Here is a 17486-nt window from a genome sequence, read left to right on the forward strand (position 1 = left end):
TTATGTTATCCAAGAGTATTGCCCAGAAAATTGTTGAGCGCGTAATGAGTGCGCTCAACTATTCAATCAATGTGTTTGATGCCAATGGCATTATCATAGGGTCGGGGGATGCTTCGCGGATTAATGATATTCATGAAGGCGCCCAACTGGCGTTTAATGATTGCCGCATGGTAGAAATTAATGACAACATCGCCAATCAGCTTAAAGGCGTAAAACCCGGCATCAATGTGCCGATTTTCTATGGCAATAATCCTGTGGGGATTGTTGGGATTTCCGGCAATCCCAATGACATTCGCGAGCAAGTGCCTCTGGTAAAATCCATTGCTGAGCTCATCATTGAGCAAGCCGAAGCTATGTCGCATGTGCAGTGGGACCGGCGCCATAGAGAAGAATTGGTGTTTCAATTGATCAATGGCGACGGTTTTTATGAAGAGCAATTAACCGACATAGCTGAAAGATTAAAACTGGATCTCAGACAACCCAGAATTGCCACCATCATTAAATTGTTCCCTAAAAATGGCCATCAGATCACGTCCGATCACCTTATTCGTTTGGTGTACCTGTTAGAGAATCCAGAGCGCGACAATATTGTTGCCATTAAATCTGTGACTCGAAGAGAAGTAGTAGTGCTAAAACCCGTCAAACTCCTTAATGACTCTTGGTCAAAAGAGCATGAATTGACAAGAATTAAAGCGCTATTTTCCCGGATTGAAGATGATAAAAAATATGCCGCAAAAATCTACCTCGGTGATTATTATCCAAATATCAATGGATTAAGCCTCTCCTATTTGTCGGCAAAAGCCACCATGGAGGTTAATGAGAACTCCACAAGCAATAATGGCAATGAATTTCATTTTTATAATGAAGCCATGATCCCCATCAGTTTGCATTACCTTAAAAATATTAAGTGGCATTCCGATCGCATTCTCAAACCTTATGAGTTACTTAAGGTGCAGGATAAGAAAGGCTTGTTAATTGATACCCTCAAGACTTACTACAAGCAAAACTGCAATATTAATGCGACCTGTGATGCCATGGCATTGCACCGCAATACCATTCGTTACCGACTCGAGCGGATATGCGAAATCACCAATCTTAATATTTTTGACTTTGATGCCAGTGTGCATCTGTATATGTCACTGCAAGCCCATGAAGGGGCTAATTTTTAATTTGTACATGTGCACAAAAAATCGCGATTTTTATTGGTTTGCTTTCCACCATGTACACAAAGACTTAAAAATTTAATATTGTTAAATTACTCCCCGACATTATTCAGTCGGAGAATATATTGTGGTGGAAGTTTCCATGCTCGGCGCGCTGGTGGCGTTGCTTGTAGCTATTTTTCTTATTTTAAAAAAGGTGCCGCCTGCATACGGTATGATGCTGGGCGCATTGGTTGGCGGTATCGTCGGTGGCGTGTCATTAACTGAGACTGTGTCACTTATGATAGGTGGCGCGCAGGGCATAGTTACTGCTGTGCTTCGTATTCTGGCCGCAGGTGTATTAGCTGGCGTGCTGATTGAATCTGGCGCCGCGACTGCGATTGCCGAATCCATCATTAAAAAAATCGGTGAAACCCGCGCCTTGTTCGCGCTGGCACTGGCAACCATGATCCTCACCGCTGTCGGCGTGTTTGTTGACGTCGCCGTTATTACTGTGGCACCTATTGCTCTGGCTATTGCTCATCGCACTGATATTTCCAAAATGGCGATTTTGTTGGCCATGGTGGGTGGCGGTAAAGCCGGTAATGTCATGTCCCCTAATCCTAATTCTATCGCCGCTGCTGATGCCTTTAACGTGCCACTGACCAGTGTTATGGCTGCAGGTATTATCCCTGGGCTGTGCGGTATGTTATTTGCTTACTTCATTGCCAAAAAACTGGTTAATAAAGGCAGCAAAGTAGAAGCCCATGAACTGGTTAGCGTTGATACTCATCTGTTACCAAGCTTTGGCGCTGCCATTGTTGCTCCTCTTGTTGCCATAACCTTACTGTCGTTAAGACCTATCGCAGGTATCGCCATTGATCCTCTGCTGGCACTGCCTTTAGGTGGTTTAGCTGGCGCCATAGCGATGAAGCGCTATAAAGAAATCAACCGATTTGCCATCTCTGGCCTGAGCCGTATGGCACCTGTGGCCGTCATGCTGCTAGGTACTGGTACTTTGGCGGGCATTATTGCTAACTCTGGCCTTAAGTCAGGTCTTATTGATGGCCTTACCGCTTCAGGCTTGCCTTCTTATTTACTGGCTCCGATATCAGGCGCCATGATGTCACTGGCAACAGCGTCGACCACAGCAGGCACCGCCGTTGCTTCTAGCGTATTTAGTCAAACCATTCTTGAGCTGGGCGTTCCTGCGCTGGCCGGTGCTGCCATGATCCACGCCGGTGCCACAGTGTTTGACCATATGCCACACGGCAGCTTCTTCCATGCCACAGGCGGTTCAGTGAATATGCAAATGAGTGAACGACTGAAACTGATCCCTTATGAAACCGCGGTTGGTCTGATGATTGCCTTCGTATCCACCATGATGTTCGGCGTGTTCGGATTCACTTTCTAAGGTAATAAATAATGAAAATTGTAATTGCTCCTGATTCTTACAAAGAAAGCCTGACCGCGATGGAAGTGGCTCAAGCCATTGAGAATGGTTTTAAAAAAGTTATGCCTGATGCGCAGTACATCAAGTTGCCTATGGCTGATGGTGGTGAAGGCACAGTGCAGTCGCTGATTGATGCCACTGGCGGTGAATTGTTCAACTGCAAGGTTACTGGTCCACTTGGTACTCCAGTTGATGCTTTCTTTGGTATCACAGGTGAGCAGGGCGGTAAGCAGACTGCCATTATTGAAATGGCTGCGGCCTCGGGTCTGCATCTGGTGCCAAGCGCCCAGCGCAACCCGCTGATCACTACCACCTTTGGTACTGGCGAGCTGATTAAAGCGGCGCTGGACAAAGGTGTGTCTCACATCATTATCGGTATTGGCGGCAGCGCCACCAATGATGGCGGCATAGGTATGGCGCAGGCTCTCGGTATCAGCCTGACTGATGCTGCTGGCACAGAGCTCGGCTTTGGCGGCGGAGAGCTAGCAAAACTTGCGAGCATTAATATAGCGAAGCTCGACCCACGTTTGGCTGAAGTCACTATTGAAGTTGCTTGTGATGTTGATAACCCACTGTGTGGCCCTAAAGGTGCGTCGCAAGTGTTTGGACCGCAAAAAGGTGCAACGCCAGACATGGTGGCAGAGCTTGATAGCAATCTTGGCCACTATGCCGAGGTGATTGCTAAGCAGCTTGATGTTGAAGTGAATCATGTGGCAGGGGCGGGCGCCGCGGGTGGTATGGGCGCTGCATTAATTGGTTTACTTAAGGCCAATCTGCGCCCAGGCATTGAAATCGTGATGGACGCCGTCAACTTGAAAGCCCATTTGCAAGACGCAGATCTCGTCATCACAGGTGAGGGTCGCATCGATAGTCAAACCATTCACGGTAAGACACCCATTGGCGTAGCACGTTGTGCCAAGCAATTTAATCTGCCTGTTATTGGTATTTCAGGCTGTTTGAGCCAAGACTGCGCCGTAGTGCACGACCATGGCATAGACGCTGTGTTTGCCGTGGTATCTCGCTCGGTATCGCTGGAAGAGGCGCTCAAAGAAGCAGAATTTAACGTTGAATTGACTGCCCGTAATGTCGCGGCTGTATATCAGTTCAAGTGCTGAGACCTAAGCTAGTCTCAGAACCAACAAATTTCATATTTAACAATTAATAAGAATAATCAAAATGACCAAAATAATTCAAATTAAAGCTCGTGAAATCATGGATTCCCGCGGTAACCCAACCGTAGAGGCCGAAGTACACTTAGAAGGTGGTTTTATTGGTATGGCGGCCGCGCCATCGGGCGCCTCTACTGGTAGCCGCGAAGCGCTGGAACTGCGTGACGGCGACAAGAGTCGTTATTTAGGCAAAGGCGTATTAAAGGCTGTGGCTAACATCAATGGTCCAATCCGCGCGGCTTTGCTGGGTAAAGACGCCACAGCTCAAGCTGAGCTTGATGGCATAATGATCGCCCTTGATGGTACCGACAACAAAGACCAGCTGGGCGCTAACGCTATTTTGGCTGTGTCTCTGGCCGCTGCCAAAGCCGCTGCGGCTGCCAAGGGCATGCCACTGTATGCTCATATCGCTGAGCTCAATGGCACTGCGGGTCAGTACAGCATGCCAGTTCCTATGATGAATATTCTAAACGGCGGTGAGCACGCAGATAATAACGTCGATATTCAAGAGTTTATGGTTCAGCCTGTGGGCGCTAAGAGCTTCCGTGAAGCTTTGCGTATGGGCGCCGAAATTTTCCATCACTTAAAGCAAGTGCTGTCAGCCAAAGGCTTGAGCACCTCAGTGGGTGACGAAGGCGGTTTTGCGCCTAACTTGTCTTCTAACGCTGAGGCGCTGGCCGTGATTAAAGAAGCGGTTGCTGCGGCAGGTTATGAGCTGGGTAAAGATGTGACGCTGGCGCTCGACTGCGCGGCCTCTGAATTCTACAAAGAAGGCAAATATAAGTTATCTGGTGAAGGCAAAGAGTTCAGCGCAAACGAGTTTTCAGATTTCCTTCAATCACTGACCGAGCAGTACCCAATAGTCTCTATTGAAGATGGTTTAGATGAGTCTGACTGGGATGGCTGGGCCTACCAGACACAAATCATGGGCGATAAAATTCAGCTGGTGGGTGATGACTTGTTCGTGACTAACACTAAGATCTTAAACCGCGGTATCGAGAATCATATTGCTAACTCGATTCTGATTAAGTTCAACCAGATTGGCTCTTTGACTGAAACCTTAGCCGCTATCCGTATGGCGAAAGAGGCAGGTTACACAGTCGTGATTTCCCATCGCTCGGGTGAAACTGAAGATGCCACTATTGCTGACCTTGCAGTAGGTACTGCGGCTGGCCAAATCAAGACTGGTTCACTGTGCCGCTCTGATCGCGTCGCTAAATACAACCAACTGCTGCGTATCGAAGAGCAGTTAGGTGAAAAAGCGCCTTATCGCGGTTTGACTGAAATTAAAGGTCAGTAATAGCCCTGACTACTAAGCCTAAGGGTTTGAGCGAGTCTGATTAAAAGATTGCCCAAACCCCATCAGGCTTAAACATTGGCAAGCAGTGCCACATGACACAGACATCAGAAATTTGGAAATCAATATGTTTCGTAGAACCAAGATAGTAACCACCTTAGGCCCAGCAACGGATAAAGATGATAATCTCAAGCGCATTATTGCCGCAGGTGCCAACGTAGTGCGTCTGAACTTTTCTCACGGCTCAGCAGAAGATCATCTAGCCCGCGCTGAAAAGGTTCGAGAAATCGCCAAGTTACTCAACAAAAATGTGGCAATTTTGGGTGACTTGCAAGGCCCTAAAATCCGCGTGTCTACTTTTAAAGATGATCAGAAAATCAAACTGAATATCGATGATAGCTTTACCTTAGATGCCGAAATGGCCAAAGGTGAAGGCAATCAAGTTGCCGTAGGTATCGATTACAAATCACTGCCACAAGACGTAATCGTTGGCGATATCCTGATGCTGGATGACGGCCGCGTGCAGTTGCAAGTATCAGCCATTGATGGCGCTAAAATTCATACTAAAGTGACTGTTGCAGGCGTGCTGTCTAACAACAAAGGCATCAACAAGAAAGGCGGTGGTCTGTCTGCTGCGGCTCTGACCGATAAAGATAAAGCCGACATAATCACAGCCGCTAAAATCGGTGTGGATTATCTGGCGGTATCTTTCCCGCGCTCTGGTGCCGATATTGAATACGCTCGCCAATTGGCGACAGAAGCCGGTTGTAATGCCTTAATCGTTGCTAAGGTTGAGCGCGCTGAGACAGTGCAATGCGAAGCGGCTATGGATGATATTATCCACGCCAGTGACGTTATCATGGTAGCTCGCGGCGATTTGGGGGTTGAGATTGGTGATGCTGCGCTGGTTGCTGTGCAAAAGAGCCTTATCCGTCGCAGTCGTCAATTGAATAAAGTCGTGATCACTGCCACTCAGATGATGGAGTCAATGATCACAAGCCCAATGCCAACTCGCGCCGAAGTCATGGATGTGGCTAATGCCGTGCTAGATGGTACTGATGCTGTGATGCTATCGGCTGAAACTGCTGCGGGTGATTTCCCAGAAGAAACAGTAAAAGCCATGGCCAGTGTATGTCTTGGTGCAGAAGAGCACCCAAGCATTCAGTTGTCAGGCCATCGCCTGAACATTCGCTCAAGCTCTACAGAAGAGACCATTGCGCTGTCGACCATGTATGCCGCTAACCATTTAGACGGTATCAAGGCGATTGTTGCCCTGACTGAATCAGGACGCACTGCTAAGCTGATGTCGCGCATTAACTCTAATCTGCCGATTTTTGCCTTGTCTCGTCAGCAGGACGTACTCAATAAAATGGCGCTGTACCGCGGTGTTATGCCAATTGCTTTTGATACCCAAAGCTGCGGAGCAGACAATATCGCCACTAGCGCCCTGAATATGCTCAAGCAAACCGGTCATTTGCAAGCTGGTGATTTAGTACTGCTTACCCATGGCGATGCTATGGATGTGGTTGGTAGCACTAACACACTCAAGACTCTGATAGTAGCCTAAACTAAGGGCTCATGGAGCCTAGCGCCGAACAAACAAAAGCCGTAGCCTTGCTGCGGCTTTTTCGTTTACCGGCTTGAATCTAGCTTCTGCTAAAAAAGGTAAAATTTATTAGCTAAGATTTTTTCATCTATAAATTCATAAACTTTCACTATAAGCCTTGGCTGCTACACTTGGTAAAGGACGAATTTTAGGTTTGAGTTATGAAGGCAGGATGCACTTATGGATGAACTTGAAACTGTGCTGATAGTTGATGATATTAAAATGAATCAACTCATTATGAGCCAGTGTTTAAAAGGGTTATACCATGTAAGAGTGGCGCATAGCGGCCATGATTGCATTCGGCTAGCGAATATTGACCCGCAGCCCGATCTTATTTTGTTAGACGTGGTTATGCCTGAGTTCGATGGTTATCAAGTATGTCGCCATTTAAAAGATGATCCCAATACCTCAAAAATCCCCATCATATTTGTCACAGGTAAAGATACCGATGATGACGAGCAATACGGCTTAGAGTTAGGCGCCGTTGATTATATTACTAAACCTATTCGCCCAGCGATTGTAAAAGTTCGCGTATCCACTCATATCCAGCTTAAAAAACAGCGAGATACCTTGCAGTACTTAGCGCTGCACGATGCGTTAACCGGCCTTTTTAATCGCTATTTTTTAGAAGAATGCGCGCTGCAACGCATTGCTCGTTTTAAGCGCCATGATGAACCTTTATCTGTCGTTATGTTTGATGTGGATAACTTTAAAGCCATTAACGACACCTACGGCCACGACATGGGCGACTTGGTGCTTAAAAGTATTGCTGAATTATTGCGTAAATTAACCCGTAAGGAAGATGTAGTCGCCCGCATTGGTGGAGAAGAGTTTGTGATTTTAATGGATTGTTCGTTAGAAGTAGCGGCCACCAAAACTGAAAAAATCAGGCTAGCTTTAGCTGAGTCATATCCCGGCGCTTTATTAGTGACGGCCAGTTTTGGGGTAGCAACTGCGACTAAAGAGCTAATGGTGTTTGCCGACTTACTTAAAAAAGCTGACTTGGCTGTGTATCAAGCGAAAGCTAATGGTAAAAATCAGGTGGTTTGCGCAGATGACGCCGCATCGACGGCTAAGTAAAGGAATACGGAATGCAAAAGCTATTATGGATATTGGTCTTTAGCTTGCTGGGATGCGGCGCTAAAGAGCCAGAAAAAGTCACTTTAGCCATTAATCCTTGGCCTGGGTACGAGTTACTGTATCTCGCCCATGAAAAAGGTTTTTTGCGCGGCGAAAACTTGCAGATAGAGTTGATGGAAGTGATGAGCTTAGCCGATAGTCAGCGCGCTTATTTAATGGGGAATGCCGAAGGTTTTGCCAGTACCATGATAGAAGCTACGCAAGTGGCCTCTCTTGGCGGCGAGCCGGTGCAAGTGGTGTTATTAACCAATTACTCCAGTGGCGGCGATGTGGTTTTGGGGCAAGCTGGGATCACTTCAATGAAGGATTTGAAAGGTAAGTTAGTCGGCTGCGAGGTCGGGGTGCTTGGCATCTATATTTTAAGTCGCGCGCTGGCGCTACACGGCATGTCGCTCGCTGATGTTAATGTTATCAATGTCGAGCAAGCTGATAGCTTTGACATGATGAATGCCGGCAAAATTGATGCGGTAGTCACTTATGCGCCTTTCATGAGTAAAACCATGAATATTGATGGCGTGCACCCGCTGTTTAGTAGTCTAGAGGTGCCCGGTGAAATTATCGATGTCGTGTCGTTTTCGCAAGCTAGCATCAAGAATCATCCCGATTTAGTACCATTGCTTAAGAGTGCGTGGGAAAAATCCTTAGCACAACTGGAACAATACCCAGAACAATCCATGGCGATTATGGCAAAACGCGAAGGCGTGAGCGTTCAAGATTATGCGGAATCATTAAAATTATTGACCTTATTACCCTTGGCAGAACAGCAAAAAATTAAACAGAACAAGCAGCAGCTCAAGGCTATGGGCAAGGCCTTATGTCAGGCGCTCAACAACATAGGCTCAATAGAATCTGACTGTAAGCATATGGACAATATTTTTAACTAGGATAGTAATCAATGACTGAGATGCTGGCGATTCGACCAAGGCGCAATATTGTCTACAAGTTGAACTTACCCACTATTATCTGTGCGATTTGCGTCAGTATTATTATTTCGATTTTATATCTTACGGATATGAAACAACGTATTCGCAGCCAAGTGGCGCATGAGTTAACTGACTTAATTAGTACGTTAAACTTAACTTTGGAAGCCAATCCTTCGGTCACCAATATGCAGCAGGTGGTAGCAACCTTAGCCTCGAAAGATCATATCAATCGACTCAGCTTGATTGACCCTAAAACCCATCGAATTCTGGCCGATAACCACTTACGCTATGTGGGCGAAGAATTTAAATTACCGTTGGCCGTTAAGGATATTTCCTACAACCCAAGTATCGGATTACAACAGTTTTCGGATGTAGACCTGATGCAGATAGATCATCTTGAGCAGTATTTATTACTGCATTTGATATCACCCACAGAGCAGCGTCTACGCCCTTATGTTGTGTATGTAGATTATGATCTGCATGAGTTACAGGCGCTATATAGCGGTTTATTGCTGACCTTTATCATGATCCAACTGTTTGGTTTTGCCCTATTGCTTGGGGTGAATTTATACATACAGCAAAAAGTTGTCATTCGGCCAATAACCTCTATTCGTCAGCAAATTATTGATAACCATGGCACTGCCGCCATCAAGTTTTCGAGCAATGATGAATTTGAATCTTTAGTAAATGGGTATAACGAGGTAATAGGTAAGCGTTTACAGCAAGAATTAGAGTTAGAAAGCTCGCGGCGCTATATCGATAATATTGCCAAAGTACTGCCTATTCAGATGGCCTATATAGATCAATATTTTCATGTGAGATTCATTAACGCCAATTATCTACAGTGGCTTGAATCTGAATTAGATCAAGTGCTTGGCCAGCAGTTAAGCGAAGTGTTATCGCCCTATGAGCATGGACTCATTAGTGCCTATTTTACTAAGGCGATGGCCGGCGACATTGAAACTTTTGAGTTTGAATGTTTCTCTAAGCGCTTGCAGCGTAAAGAGTATTTTCAGGCGAGTTTAATTCCCGATATAGATAAACAAGACGCAGTGTGTGGCGTGATTATCTGTATCGAAAATTTAAGCAACATTAAGCTCAACGAGATCAAAATTGAGCGTTATGCCCAAGAGTTAGAATTTAATAACTGGGCATTATCCGATGCTACCGAAAAGGCCGAAGCCGCCACACGGGCTAAATCTGATTTCTTGGCGTGTATGAGCCATGAAATTCGCACCCCCATGAATGGCGTCACAGGTATTTTAGCCATTTTGTCTGAAAGCGAGCTCAATGAGCAGCAGCGCCACTATGTCGCGCTTGCCACCAATAGCGCTGACTCCTTGTTATTGCTAATTAACGACATTTTGGATTTTTCTAAAATCGAGTCAGGCAGGTTTGATATTGAGCATATCGCTTTTGATTTTGTGAGCCTGCTAGATGGTGTATTGCAGTCGATGTCGCTTAAGGCTGAAGATAAACACATTAAGCTAATTTATGACATAGGTCAGTTACGGGTGCGCTGGATGGAGGGCGATCCTAATCGCATTCGGCAAGTGCTAACCAATATCATAGGCAACGCCATTAAATTCACTGAAGCGGGCTGGGTTGAAGTCTATGTGACCACGGCAGTGCTCGACGACGGTAAATTGCAGCTATTAGTCAGTATCGAAGACACAGGCATAGGCATTAGCGAGCAAGTGCAAGCTACACTGTTCTCACCTTTTACTCAGGCAGATAGCACCACGACCCGCCATTTTGGTGGCACAGGTTTAGGCTTATCCATTGCTAAGCGACTATGCGAGCTTATGGGCGGCAGCATTAGTCTTGAAAGCTTACAAGGGGTGGGCAGTTGCTTCAAAATTCAGTTAGAGCTTGGCGTGCAGGCCAAGCCGCAAGGCATCTGGCCACCGCAACTACAAGGTAAAACCATTCACTTCTTTGGTCATATTAGTGATGAAGAGCGCTTACTGGTGGATTTGTTTGAGACTTGGGGCGCTGACATTAAGATGGCCGCCTTGCCACCAAACCTTAAGCAAGTGGCGCATGACGATAATACCTTAGCTATTTTCTATTACAGTCATCGCGCTGATAATCAATTACACGACTTGATAACTACTTTTGCCGCGCCTTTACCTGCGAACTCGCCGCCGGTGGTGATTGCCATTACGCATCAGCAGCGAGTGCTACTTAAAAATATTGATGACTCCTATTTAACCTTAACGCGGCCGTTATCGTTAATGCTGCTACTGAATGTTATTGGGCTTGGTAATAATCAAACTCGTAACTACATGATAAATGATGATTTCTATAGTAATGGCACCCACCTTTTATTGGTCGAAGACAATAAAATTAATCAAATCGTCGCGACTGGCATGCTGCAAAAATTTGGGATTAGCGTGGATTATTGCAATAACGGTGTTGAGGCATTAGTTCATTTAAGTTCACCTGATTGCCCGGATTACCCCGCGATTTTAATGGATTGCCTCATGCCAGAAATGGATGGCTATCAAACCACGCGCGCCATCAGGGCAGGGCAAGTGGGCGAAAGATGGCTGCATATTCCAATTATCGCCATTACCGCCAATGCCATGAAGGGCGATAAAGAGCACTGCTTGGAAGCGGGCATGAATGATTACCTGTCTAAACCTTTGCAAGAAAGCGAAATTTCTTTGGTATTAAGTCGTTGGCTAATGCAGATTGAAGCCAATAGCGTAATAGATATTAATCCAGATAAGGCGCTGCCTATGAATAGTCAATTGCCACCGCCATTAAGTGCGGTGGCGGGAGTGAAATCCGCGGGCGAAGTGTTTAATAGCGCCGCTGCCTTAAGGACTATGTCGGGCGACAAGCAATTGCTGGCTGAAGTGTTAGCTATGTTCGTATTAGAGATGCAAGAGTATGAAGATACCGTTGGCCGCAGTATTGAGCATTGTGATTTTACGGAGCTGCGCAATTGCACTCATACCATCAAAGGTGTGGCGGCGAATCTTGCCATGCCGGTGTTATCTGAGTTGGCCAAACAAGTTGAATTGGCGGCTAAGCATGAAGATCAATCCTTAGTCGATGTGCTTGGGCCGGAATTACTGCAGCAAATGCGCTGCTGTATTGATGTCGCTCGCACCTATGATTTAGCGGGCTAGTAGGCAAAGGCTACAATCTGATTTTTGCTGGCAATTAATCCATGATATTTTACGCTAAATATTTGCCTCAGTAGGGCTGCGGTGCGCGATGAGTTGCATTGCACCTGTGATTACTCGAGGCTGGGTTAATAAAGGATATAAATAATGACGGCAGCAAAAATCGGTATCGTGACAGTCAGCGATCGCGCGAGCGCGGGTATCTACGAAGATTTATCTGGCAAGGCGATTATTGACGTGCTCAATGAATACCTGACATCAGCATGGGAGCCTGTGTATGAGGTTATCCCAGATGAGCAGGATGTGATTGAAGCCACACTGAAAAAGATGGCCGATGAATGTGGTTGCAGTTTAATTGTGACTACTGGCGGCACGGGTCCTGCCAAGCGCGACGTTACCCCAGAAGCCACTGAAGCAGTGTGCGATCGCATGATGCCAGGCTTTGGCGAGTTAATGCGCGCCGAGTCGTTAAAGTTTGTACCTACCGCCATTTTATCGCGCCAAACTGCAGGTTTACGCGGTGATACCTTGATAGTTAACTTGCCAGGTAAGCCTAAGTCGATTCGTGAATGTTTGGACGCTGTATTCCCAGCTATTCCTTACTGCATCGACTTAATGGAAGGACCATTTCTTGAGTGCAATGAAGACGTGATTAAGCCGTTCCGACCTAAAGCTAAATAAGCACCTGCAAGCTCAACCACACCGGCATATGCCGGTGTGGTTGTTTATGGGCCATTAACAGCAATGCCGGTTGGCCAGTTTCCAGGCGGCGAAGCCTGTCAGTAACACCAAACTGGGTATGGCAATCAAGTGTGCAAAAATACTCGGCAATATATTGAAGTGTAACCACAACAATAAGCTCCAACTGATTACCATAAAGCCGATAGCGGTAAGCATGGTTGCGATTGGCGATGTCATAGATTTAGCCTCGATATTGTTAACTGATATTCAGTATAAAGACTGGACAAATGGTTAGTGAGAGTCATTATTGACAATATTGGGGTCATAAGTGACAGGTTCGGCGATGAAAACAATTATGATTTTGGCCGCAGGTAATGTGGTAGCTAGCGGTATTACTAGTCTCTTGGATGTCTTTAGTTTCTGTAATATTTATTGGCGTCGCATCCATCCTGAGGTCAATAGTGACTTATTTCATGTCCATATCGTTAGTCCTGATGGCAAGCCTGTCACCACTAACCATGGCTTTACCATCCCAGCTATCGCTTTAGATGAAGTCGAATTGGCCAGTGCCGATGCCGTCTTACTTACCTCGGCATTTGTCACTGATATGGATGAATATATTGAGTTTCGTGATGCCTTTTCGCCGCTGATGCCAGCGTTAGTCGGTTACGCCAAAACGACTAAGCCCATCGCGGCATATTGCTCAGGTACCTTGATCTTGGCCGCTAGCGGCTTATTAGCGCAGCACAAGGCCACCACTGCTTGGTGGCTCGCGGACTTATTTCGCCAGCAATTCCCTGAGGTCACGCTTTGCATGGATTCGCTGGTGGTCACCGATGGACAATTTTATAGTGCTGGGGCAACCAGCTCTTGCCTTAGTTTGGCACTGAGTGTAGTGGAAATGCTTGCAGGTTCGCAGCTGGCTAATCAATTGTCTAAGGTATTGCTAGTGGCCCCTAATCGCGGTTCGCAGCAGCCTTTTATGACCATAGCCATGACCACAGAGTTTCACCAAGACAGCCTGATCACTGAAATACAGCAATGGATGCAAGTGCATTTGGCTGAACAATATCAGCTAGATGACATTGCCGCACACTTTGCCCTAGGTAAGCGCACTTTAATTCGACGCTTTAAAAAAGCCTTACATGAAACGCCAGCCAGTTATTGGCAACGGCTGCGAATTGATGAGGCCAAGCGGCTATTAGAAAGCACAGATCTAGCCCTGGCACAGATAATGATGAAAGTTGGCTATGAAGATGTGGGTTCTTTTCGCAAGTTGTTTATCCAGCAAACGTCATTGTCGCCGCGGGCTTATCGAGCCAAGTTTGCCAGCCATTGTTGCGAATAAAAAGGCACAGTCAATTCTGTGCCTTTGTTTAAACATTAATAACTAAATATGTTATTTAAGGCTGTTTATTTCCTGATTTGGCATATATCCAGGAGCAGTGACATTTTCCATTAGTTCGTCCAGTTTCTTCGCGTTGAGATTACAAACCAAACACTACTTTTTCACTCTTGAGCATACGCTCAAGCCCTAAGGCCATAATCAAGGCTATGACTAAGGTGCCAACCGATGATGCCAGTAATTGCAGCATAGGGATTTCTTTGCCCTTAATAAACGCCATTAAGGCTTGTTGCTGACCTGATACCGGCAACCACTGCAAGGCATCTGGGGCTATGTTGTAGCTGGCTGCCATAGATAAGGCCAAAGGCACAAATAGCACTATGGTGAGATACGACTGCGCCTCTTTAAAGGTTTTCGCCATAAATGACACAAAGATTTGTAAGCTTGCCGCCATTAGCGCCACCGGCAAGCCTATGATCAGCATTAGGCCGATAAACTCAGGGGTGAGATTGATGCTAAAGCCCAGTTGTTGCCAAGGCACTAAGCTGTAAGCAATTTTTGATACCCCAAGAATTAACGCTAAACCTAACATGGCAAATACCGCCACAGCTAAGATTTTGGAAATAACCAATTCACGGGTGGTGATCGGGTGGCTCAAGAGCAAGGCGAGTGAGTTACGTTCCCGCTCACCCGCGCTGGTATCTATGGCGAGATTCATGCCGGAAATAAAGACGGCGTAAATCATGGTAAAGATGGCTATGCCTAAAATCATACCGCCGCGCGAATCGGCCGTAGACTCATCTTGAACTTGCACCTTTAGCGGCTGCACTACGCTTGGGTCTATGCCGCGGGCAATTAATCTTAGGCTTGCCATTTCACTGCTGTAGTTTTGCAATTCACGCTCTAAGCGGCGAATGGATTTTTGCAGTTTCTCGTCAGAATTATCCGCGATTAAGGTTAATTCAGCGCGCTCTGCTTGCGCCATTTGCTGCGGGTACTCTGGGCTTATCTCTAAGCGAATGGCTGATACTTTAGCATTATCACTATTAGCACCATCACCATGAGAAATACCGCGGTTATCTAAGTAGCGCACTAAGTCGGGGGCGCTGGCTTGATTCACCATAGTGATTTTTAAATCTTCTGGACTCGTTAACTGGCCAATCAGCACCATAAACAAACCACACATGATTAATGGCGTGCCTATGGCGTAATAGAGCCCAGCCATCACAGAGCGTTTATCCCGCGCCGCATCAATTAACTCTTTGCGTACTAAGGTGATTATCTTAGTTATCATGCGGCTATCCCCTCATCTGTGCCTATTAACTGGATAAAGGCTTCTTCTAGGGAGTCGTGACCAGTTTGTTGGCACAATTGCTGCGGACTACCGACAGCCACTACCTTGCCTCTAGCCATGACGATGACTTGATCGCACAAGGCCGCCACTTCTTGCATGACATGGCTTGAAAACAGCACGCAGTGACCTTGGTCGCGCAAGTCTTTAAGCATGCCGCGCAGTACGCGGGTGCTCATAACATCAAGGCCGCGGGTTGGTTCATCCAGAATAATGTTGCGCGGTCTATGGACTATCGCCTGCGCCAGCGCGGTTTTCATGCGTTGCCCTTGAGAGAAGCCTTTGCAGCGCCTATCGGCAATATCATCTAACTGTAAATCGTGAATGACTTGGGTTGTCGCTACTTTTGCCTGCGCGCGATTAAGGCCACTTAATTCGGCAAAAAAGCTGATGTATTCCCGCGGCGTTAAACGTTCATATAAACCAAAAGGGTCGGGAAATAGCCCGAGTTGCTGCTTTGCGGCAAGGGGGGAAATGACTACATCTATGCCTTCAACGGTAGCATTGCCGCTATCTGGTTGCAGCAGACCGAAAATGGTGCGCAGGCAAGTCGTTTTACCGGCGCCATTAGGCCCTAATAAGCCGGTGATTTGGCCATCGAGTGCCTGAAAGCTCAGGCCATCAAGCGCCTGCACTTCGCCAATTTTTTTGGATAAATTTGTCACTTGGATCATGGCGTTACTCCGGCATTGGTGCTGGTGGCGGCTGTTGATGGCTTAGGCGCGCTTAAGGTTTCTAGGCTGTTGGCATTAAGATAAAAGCTGCGGCGCACATCTTTTTGTAAACACTGACTATCTAATGCCGTTAAGTTGCCTTGTTTAACTAAGGTCGCGATTAACTCGTTAGCGCAGCTTTGATAGGCCACGCCGTGACCCGCATACGGCGCGACTAGATGCTGGGCATTGGTGAGATTCACTGCCGCTAATTCTCCCCAGCTTGGCGGCGTGGCAGGATCTAGCTTGCCAGATAAGAGTAAGGTCGGGATGTCGCTAGCCACAGCTTGATGAAATTCAGGCGTAACGGCTGGTACTTGCCAAGCGCCGCAGGCAAGAGTTAACGCATGTAGCATGCTTTTGCCTGTAGGGGTGGCATTGGCTTGCGCTGCTAACTCATCGGTAATAAACGGAATATCTTCAGCGCACACTACGCTGGCATGCATCCCCATGGCTATGCCTGCGCCATCTAAGGTTAGGGCGTGTAATCCAAGCAAGGGCTGCACATTGCCCGCGGCGGCTTGCTCTATGGCATAAGGCAGTAAAGCGCGAGTGGTGGGGGAGTAGAGCGCCATCCGAATAGTGCCTAAAAACTTACTGGCAGTCAGAGTAAACTCAGCAGGCTCACCACTTTTAGGCTGCATGATAGTCATTACTTTAGGTTTAAGCTTTAGCTCAGCTTCAACTTGGATAAGCTGCCTAGACAGGTTAGGAAAGCGCTGGTGGCACAAGGCATCTTGCTCGCAGTCGCTTAACATTAAGTGGGTGGCGCGGGCGATGGCATCACTAATCACGATAATGTTTTGCTGCATAGGGACAACGCCATCTAAGGTGACGGTGCGTAGCGCTTGCGGGTATTGCTTCATATAGACTTGTGCCATGCGGCTGCCATAAGAAATGCCATAGAGATCAAGCTGCTTATACCCTGCTTGCTGACGCACAGCTTCAAAATCGGCAATGGCGTTAAGGCTGCCATATTGACTGACATCGGCATCTATCTTAGCTAAGCACTTAGCCATTTCCGCTTTCGGGTCTTGTAATTCATCATTGATAGCAAAGGCATCTAATGTCGTTAACTGCTCGCACCCGAGTAGATGAGATTTACCTGTGCCGCGCTGATCAATCAGCAGTACATCTTTAAATTGGCGCACTTCTTTAAGCATGCGATCAAAGCCGGCGGCATTGTCTATGGCTGATTGCCCTGGGCCGCCCGCAATGGCGAGTAAGGCTTGTTCTGGGTTAGCATTTTTTATGGCAGGCAGAATAACGTAATGAATATCTAACTGTTTGCCATCGGGTTTAGCTGGGTTTTCAGCAACCGACACCTTACCGCACAGTACCTTTTCGGCAATACCATCGACGTAACAGGCGTGTTCTTTCGTGGCGGGCGCTATTGCGGGATTATGATTTTCAGCAAGCGGCGCGCTTTTGGCTAATGCCAACTCAGGAATTGCTAACATTGTGGATACTAGCATGAGAGAGAGTGGTAGCCGTGAGCTTAGGCGCCTAAGCGCTCGGCGCGGTGAACT

Annotated in this window: 13 protein-coding genes; 10 read left to right on the forward strand and 3 right to left on the reverse strand. The window is 46.8% G+C overall.

Annotation, left to right across the window (positions count from 1 at the left end; all coding sequences use genetic code 11):
• Positions 1–2 precede the first annotated feature (2 nt).
• The 10 genes from FJQ87_RS01890 to FJQ87_RS01940 all read left to right on the forward strand — a co-directional run bounded on the left by FJQ87_RS01890 (position 3) and on the right by FJQ87_RS01940 (position 13896).
• Positions 3–1169 carry a sugar diacid recognition domain-containing protein gene (locus FJQ87_RS01890; RefSeq protein WP_206194359.1) on the forward strand — a complete coding sequence of 389 codons (1167 nt, stop codon included), beginning with the start codon at positions 3–5 and terminating at the stop codon, positions 1167–1169.
• Positions 1170–1290: 121 nt separating this feature from the next.
• Positions 1291–2556, forward strand: coding sequence for a GntP family permease (locus tag FJQ87_RS01895; RefSeq protein WP_140930240.1), 1266 nt, complete (start codon positions 1291–1293; stop codon positions 2554–2556).
• A gap of 11 nt (positions 2557–2567) precedes the next feature.
• Positions 2568–3710, forward strand: a complete 1143-nt coding sequence (locus FJQ87_RS01900; protein WP_140930241.1) for a glycerate kinase — start codon at positions 2568–2570, stop codon at positions 3708–3710.
• A gap of 61 nt (positions 3711–3771) precedes the next feature.
• Positions 3772–5064 carry a phosphopyruvate hydratase gene (gene eno, locus FJQ87_RS01905; RefSeq protein ID WP_140930242.1) on the forward strand — a complete coding sequence of 431 codons (1293 nt, stop codon included), beginning with the start codon at positions 3772–3774 and terminating at the stop codon, positions 5062–5064.
• Between the two features lie 124 nt (positions 5065–5188).
• The gene (gene pyk, locus FJQ87_RS01910; protein ID WP_140930243.1) at positions 5189–6628 is read left to right on the forward strand and encodes a pyruvate kinase; all 1440 of its coding nucleotides are present in this window, start codon (positions 5189–5191) and stop codon (positions 6626–6628) included.
• Between the two features lie 219 nt (positions 6629–6847).
• On the forward strand, positions 6848–7747 hold the full coding sequence (locus FJQ87_RS01915; RefSeq protein WP_140930244.1) for a diguanylate cyclase: 900 nt from the start codon (positions 6848–6850) through the stop codon (positions 7745–7747).
• An 11-nt stretch (positions 7748–7758) separates the two neighbouring features.
• Entirely contained in the window at positions 7759–8691 is a 933-nt protein-coding gene (locus FJQ87_RS01920) for an ABC transporter substrate-binding protein (protein ID WP_140930245.1), read from the forward strand.
• Between the two features lie 11 nt (positions 8692–8702).
• Positions 8703–11870: an ATP-binding protein gene (locus FJQ87_RS01925; RefSeq protein ID WP_140930246.1), complete on the forward strand. Its 3168-nt coding sequence runs from the start codon at positions 8703–8705 to the stop codon at positions 11868–11870.
• Between the two features lie 144 nt (positions 11871–12014).
• Positions 12015–12548 carry a molybdopterin adenylyltransferase gene (mog, locus tag FJQ87_RS01930; protein WP_140930247.1) on the forward strand — a complete coding sequence of 178 codons (534 nt, stop codon included), beginning with the start codon at positions 12015–12017 and terminating at the stop codon, positions 12546–12548.
• A gap of 343 nt (positions 12549–12891) precedes the next feature.
• Positions 12892–13896: a helix-turn-helix domain-containing protein gene (locus FJQ87_RS01940; protein WP_140930249.1), complete on the forward strand. Its 1005-nt coding sequence runs from the start codon at positions 12892–12894 to the stop codon at positions 13894–13896.
• 139 nt (positions 13897–14035) lie between these two features.
• Here FJQ87_RS01940 and FJQ87_RS01945 read toward each other — a convergent pair whose 3' ends face one another.
• Genes FJQ87_RS01945 through FJQ87_RS01955 form a run of 3 tightly spaced genes read right to left on the reverse strand, consistent with a single transcriptional unit; the run spans position 14036 to position 17417 of the window.
• On the reverse strand, positions 14036–15184 hold the full coding sequence (locus FJQ87_RS01945; RefSeq protein WP_140933951.1) for an ABC transporter permease: 1149 nt from the start codon (positions 15182–15184) through the stop codon (positions 14036–14038).
• On the reverse strand, positions 15184–15918 hold the full coding sequence (locus tag FJQ87_RS01950; RefSeq protein ID WP_140930250.1) for an ATP-binding cassette domain-containing protein: 735 nt from the start codon (positions 15916–15918) through the stop codon (positions 15184–15186). The genes FJQ87_RS01945 and FJQ87_RS01950 overlap by 1 nt, the downstream gene beginning before the upstream one ends.
• Complete coding sequence (locus FJQ87_RS01955; protein ID WP_240778795.1) at positions 15915–17417, reverse strand: alpha/beta hydrolase; 1503 nt, start codon at positions 17415–17417, stop codon at positions 15915–15917. The genes FJQ87_RS01950 and FJQ87_RS01955 overlap by 4 nt, the downstream gene beginning before the upstream one ends.
• Positions 17418–17486 lie beyond the last annotated feature (69 nt).

Source organism: Shewanella sp. SNU WT4 (assembly GCF_006494715.1).
Classification (GTDB): Bacteria; Pseudomonadota; Gammaproteobacteria; order Enterobacterales; family Shewanellaceae; genus Shewanella.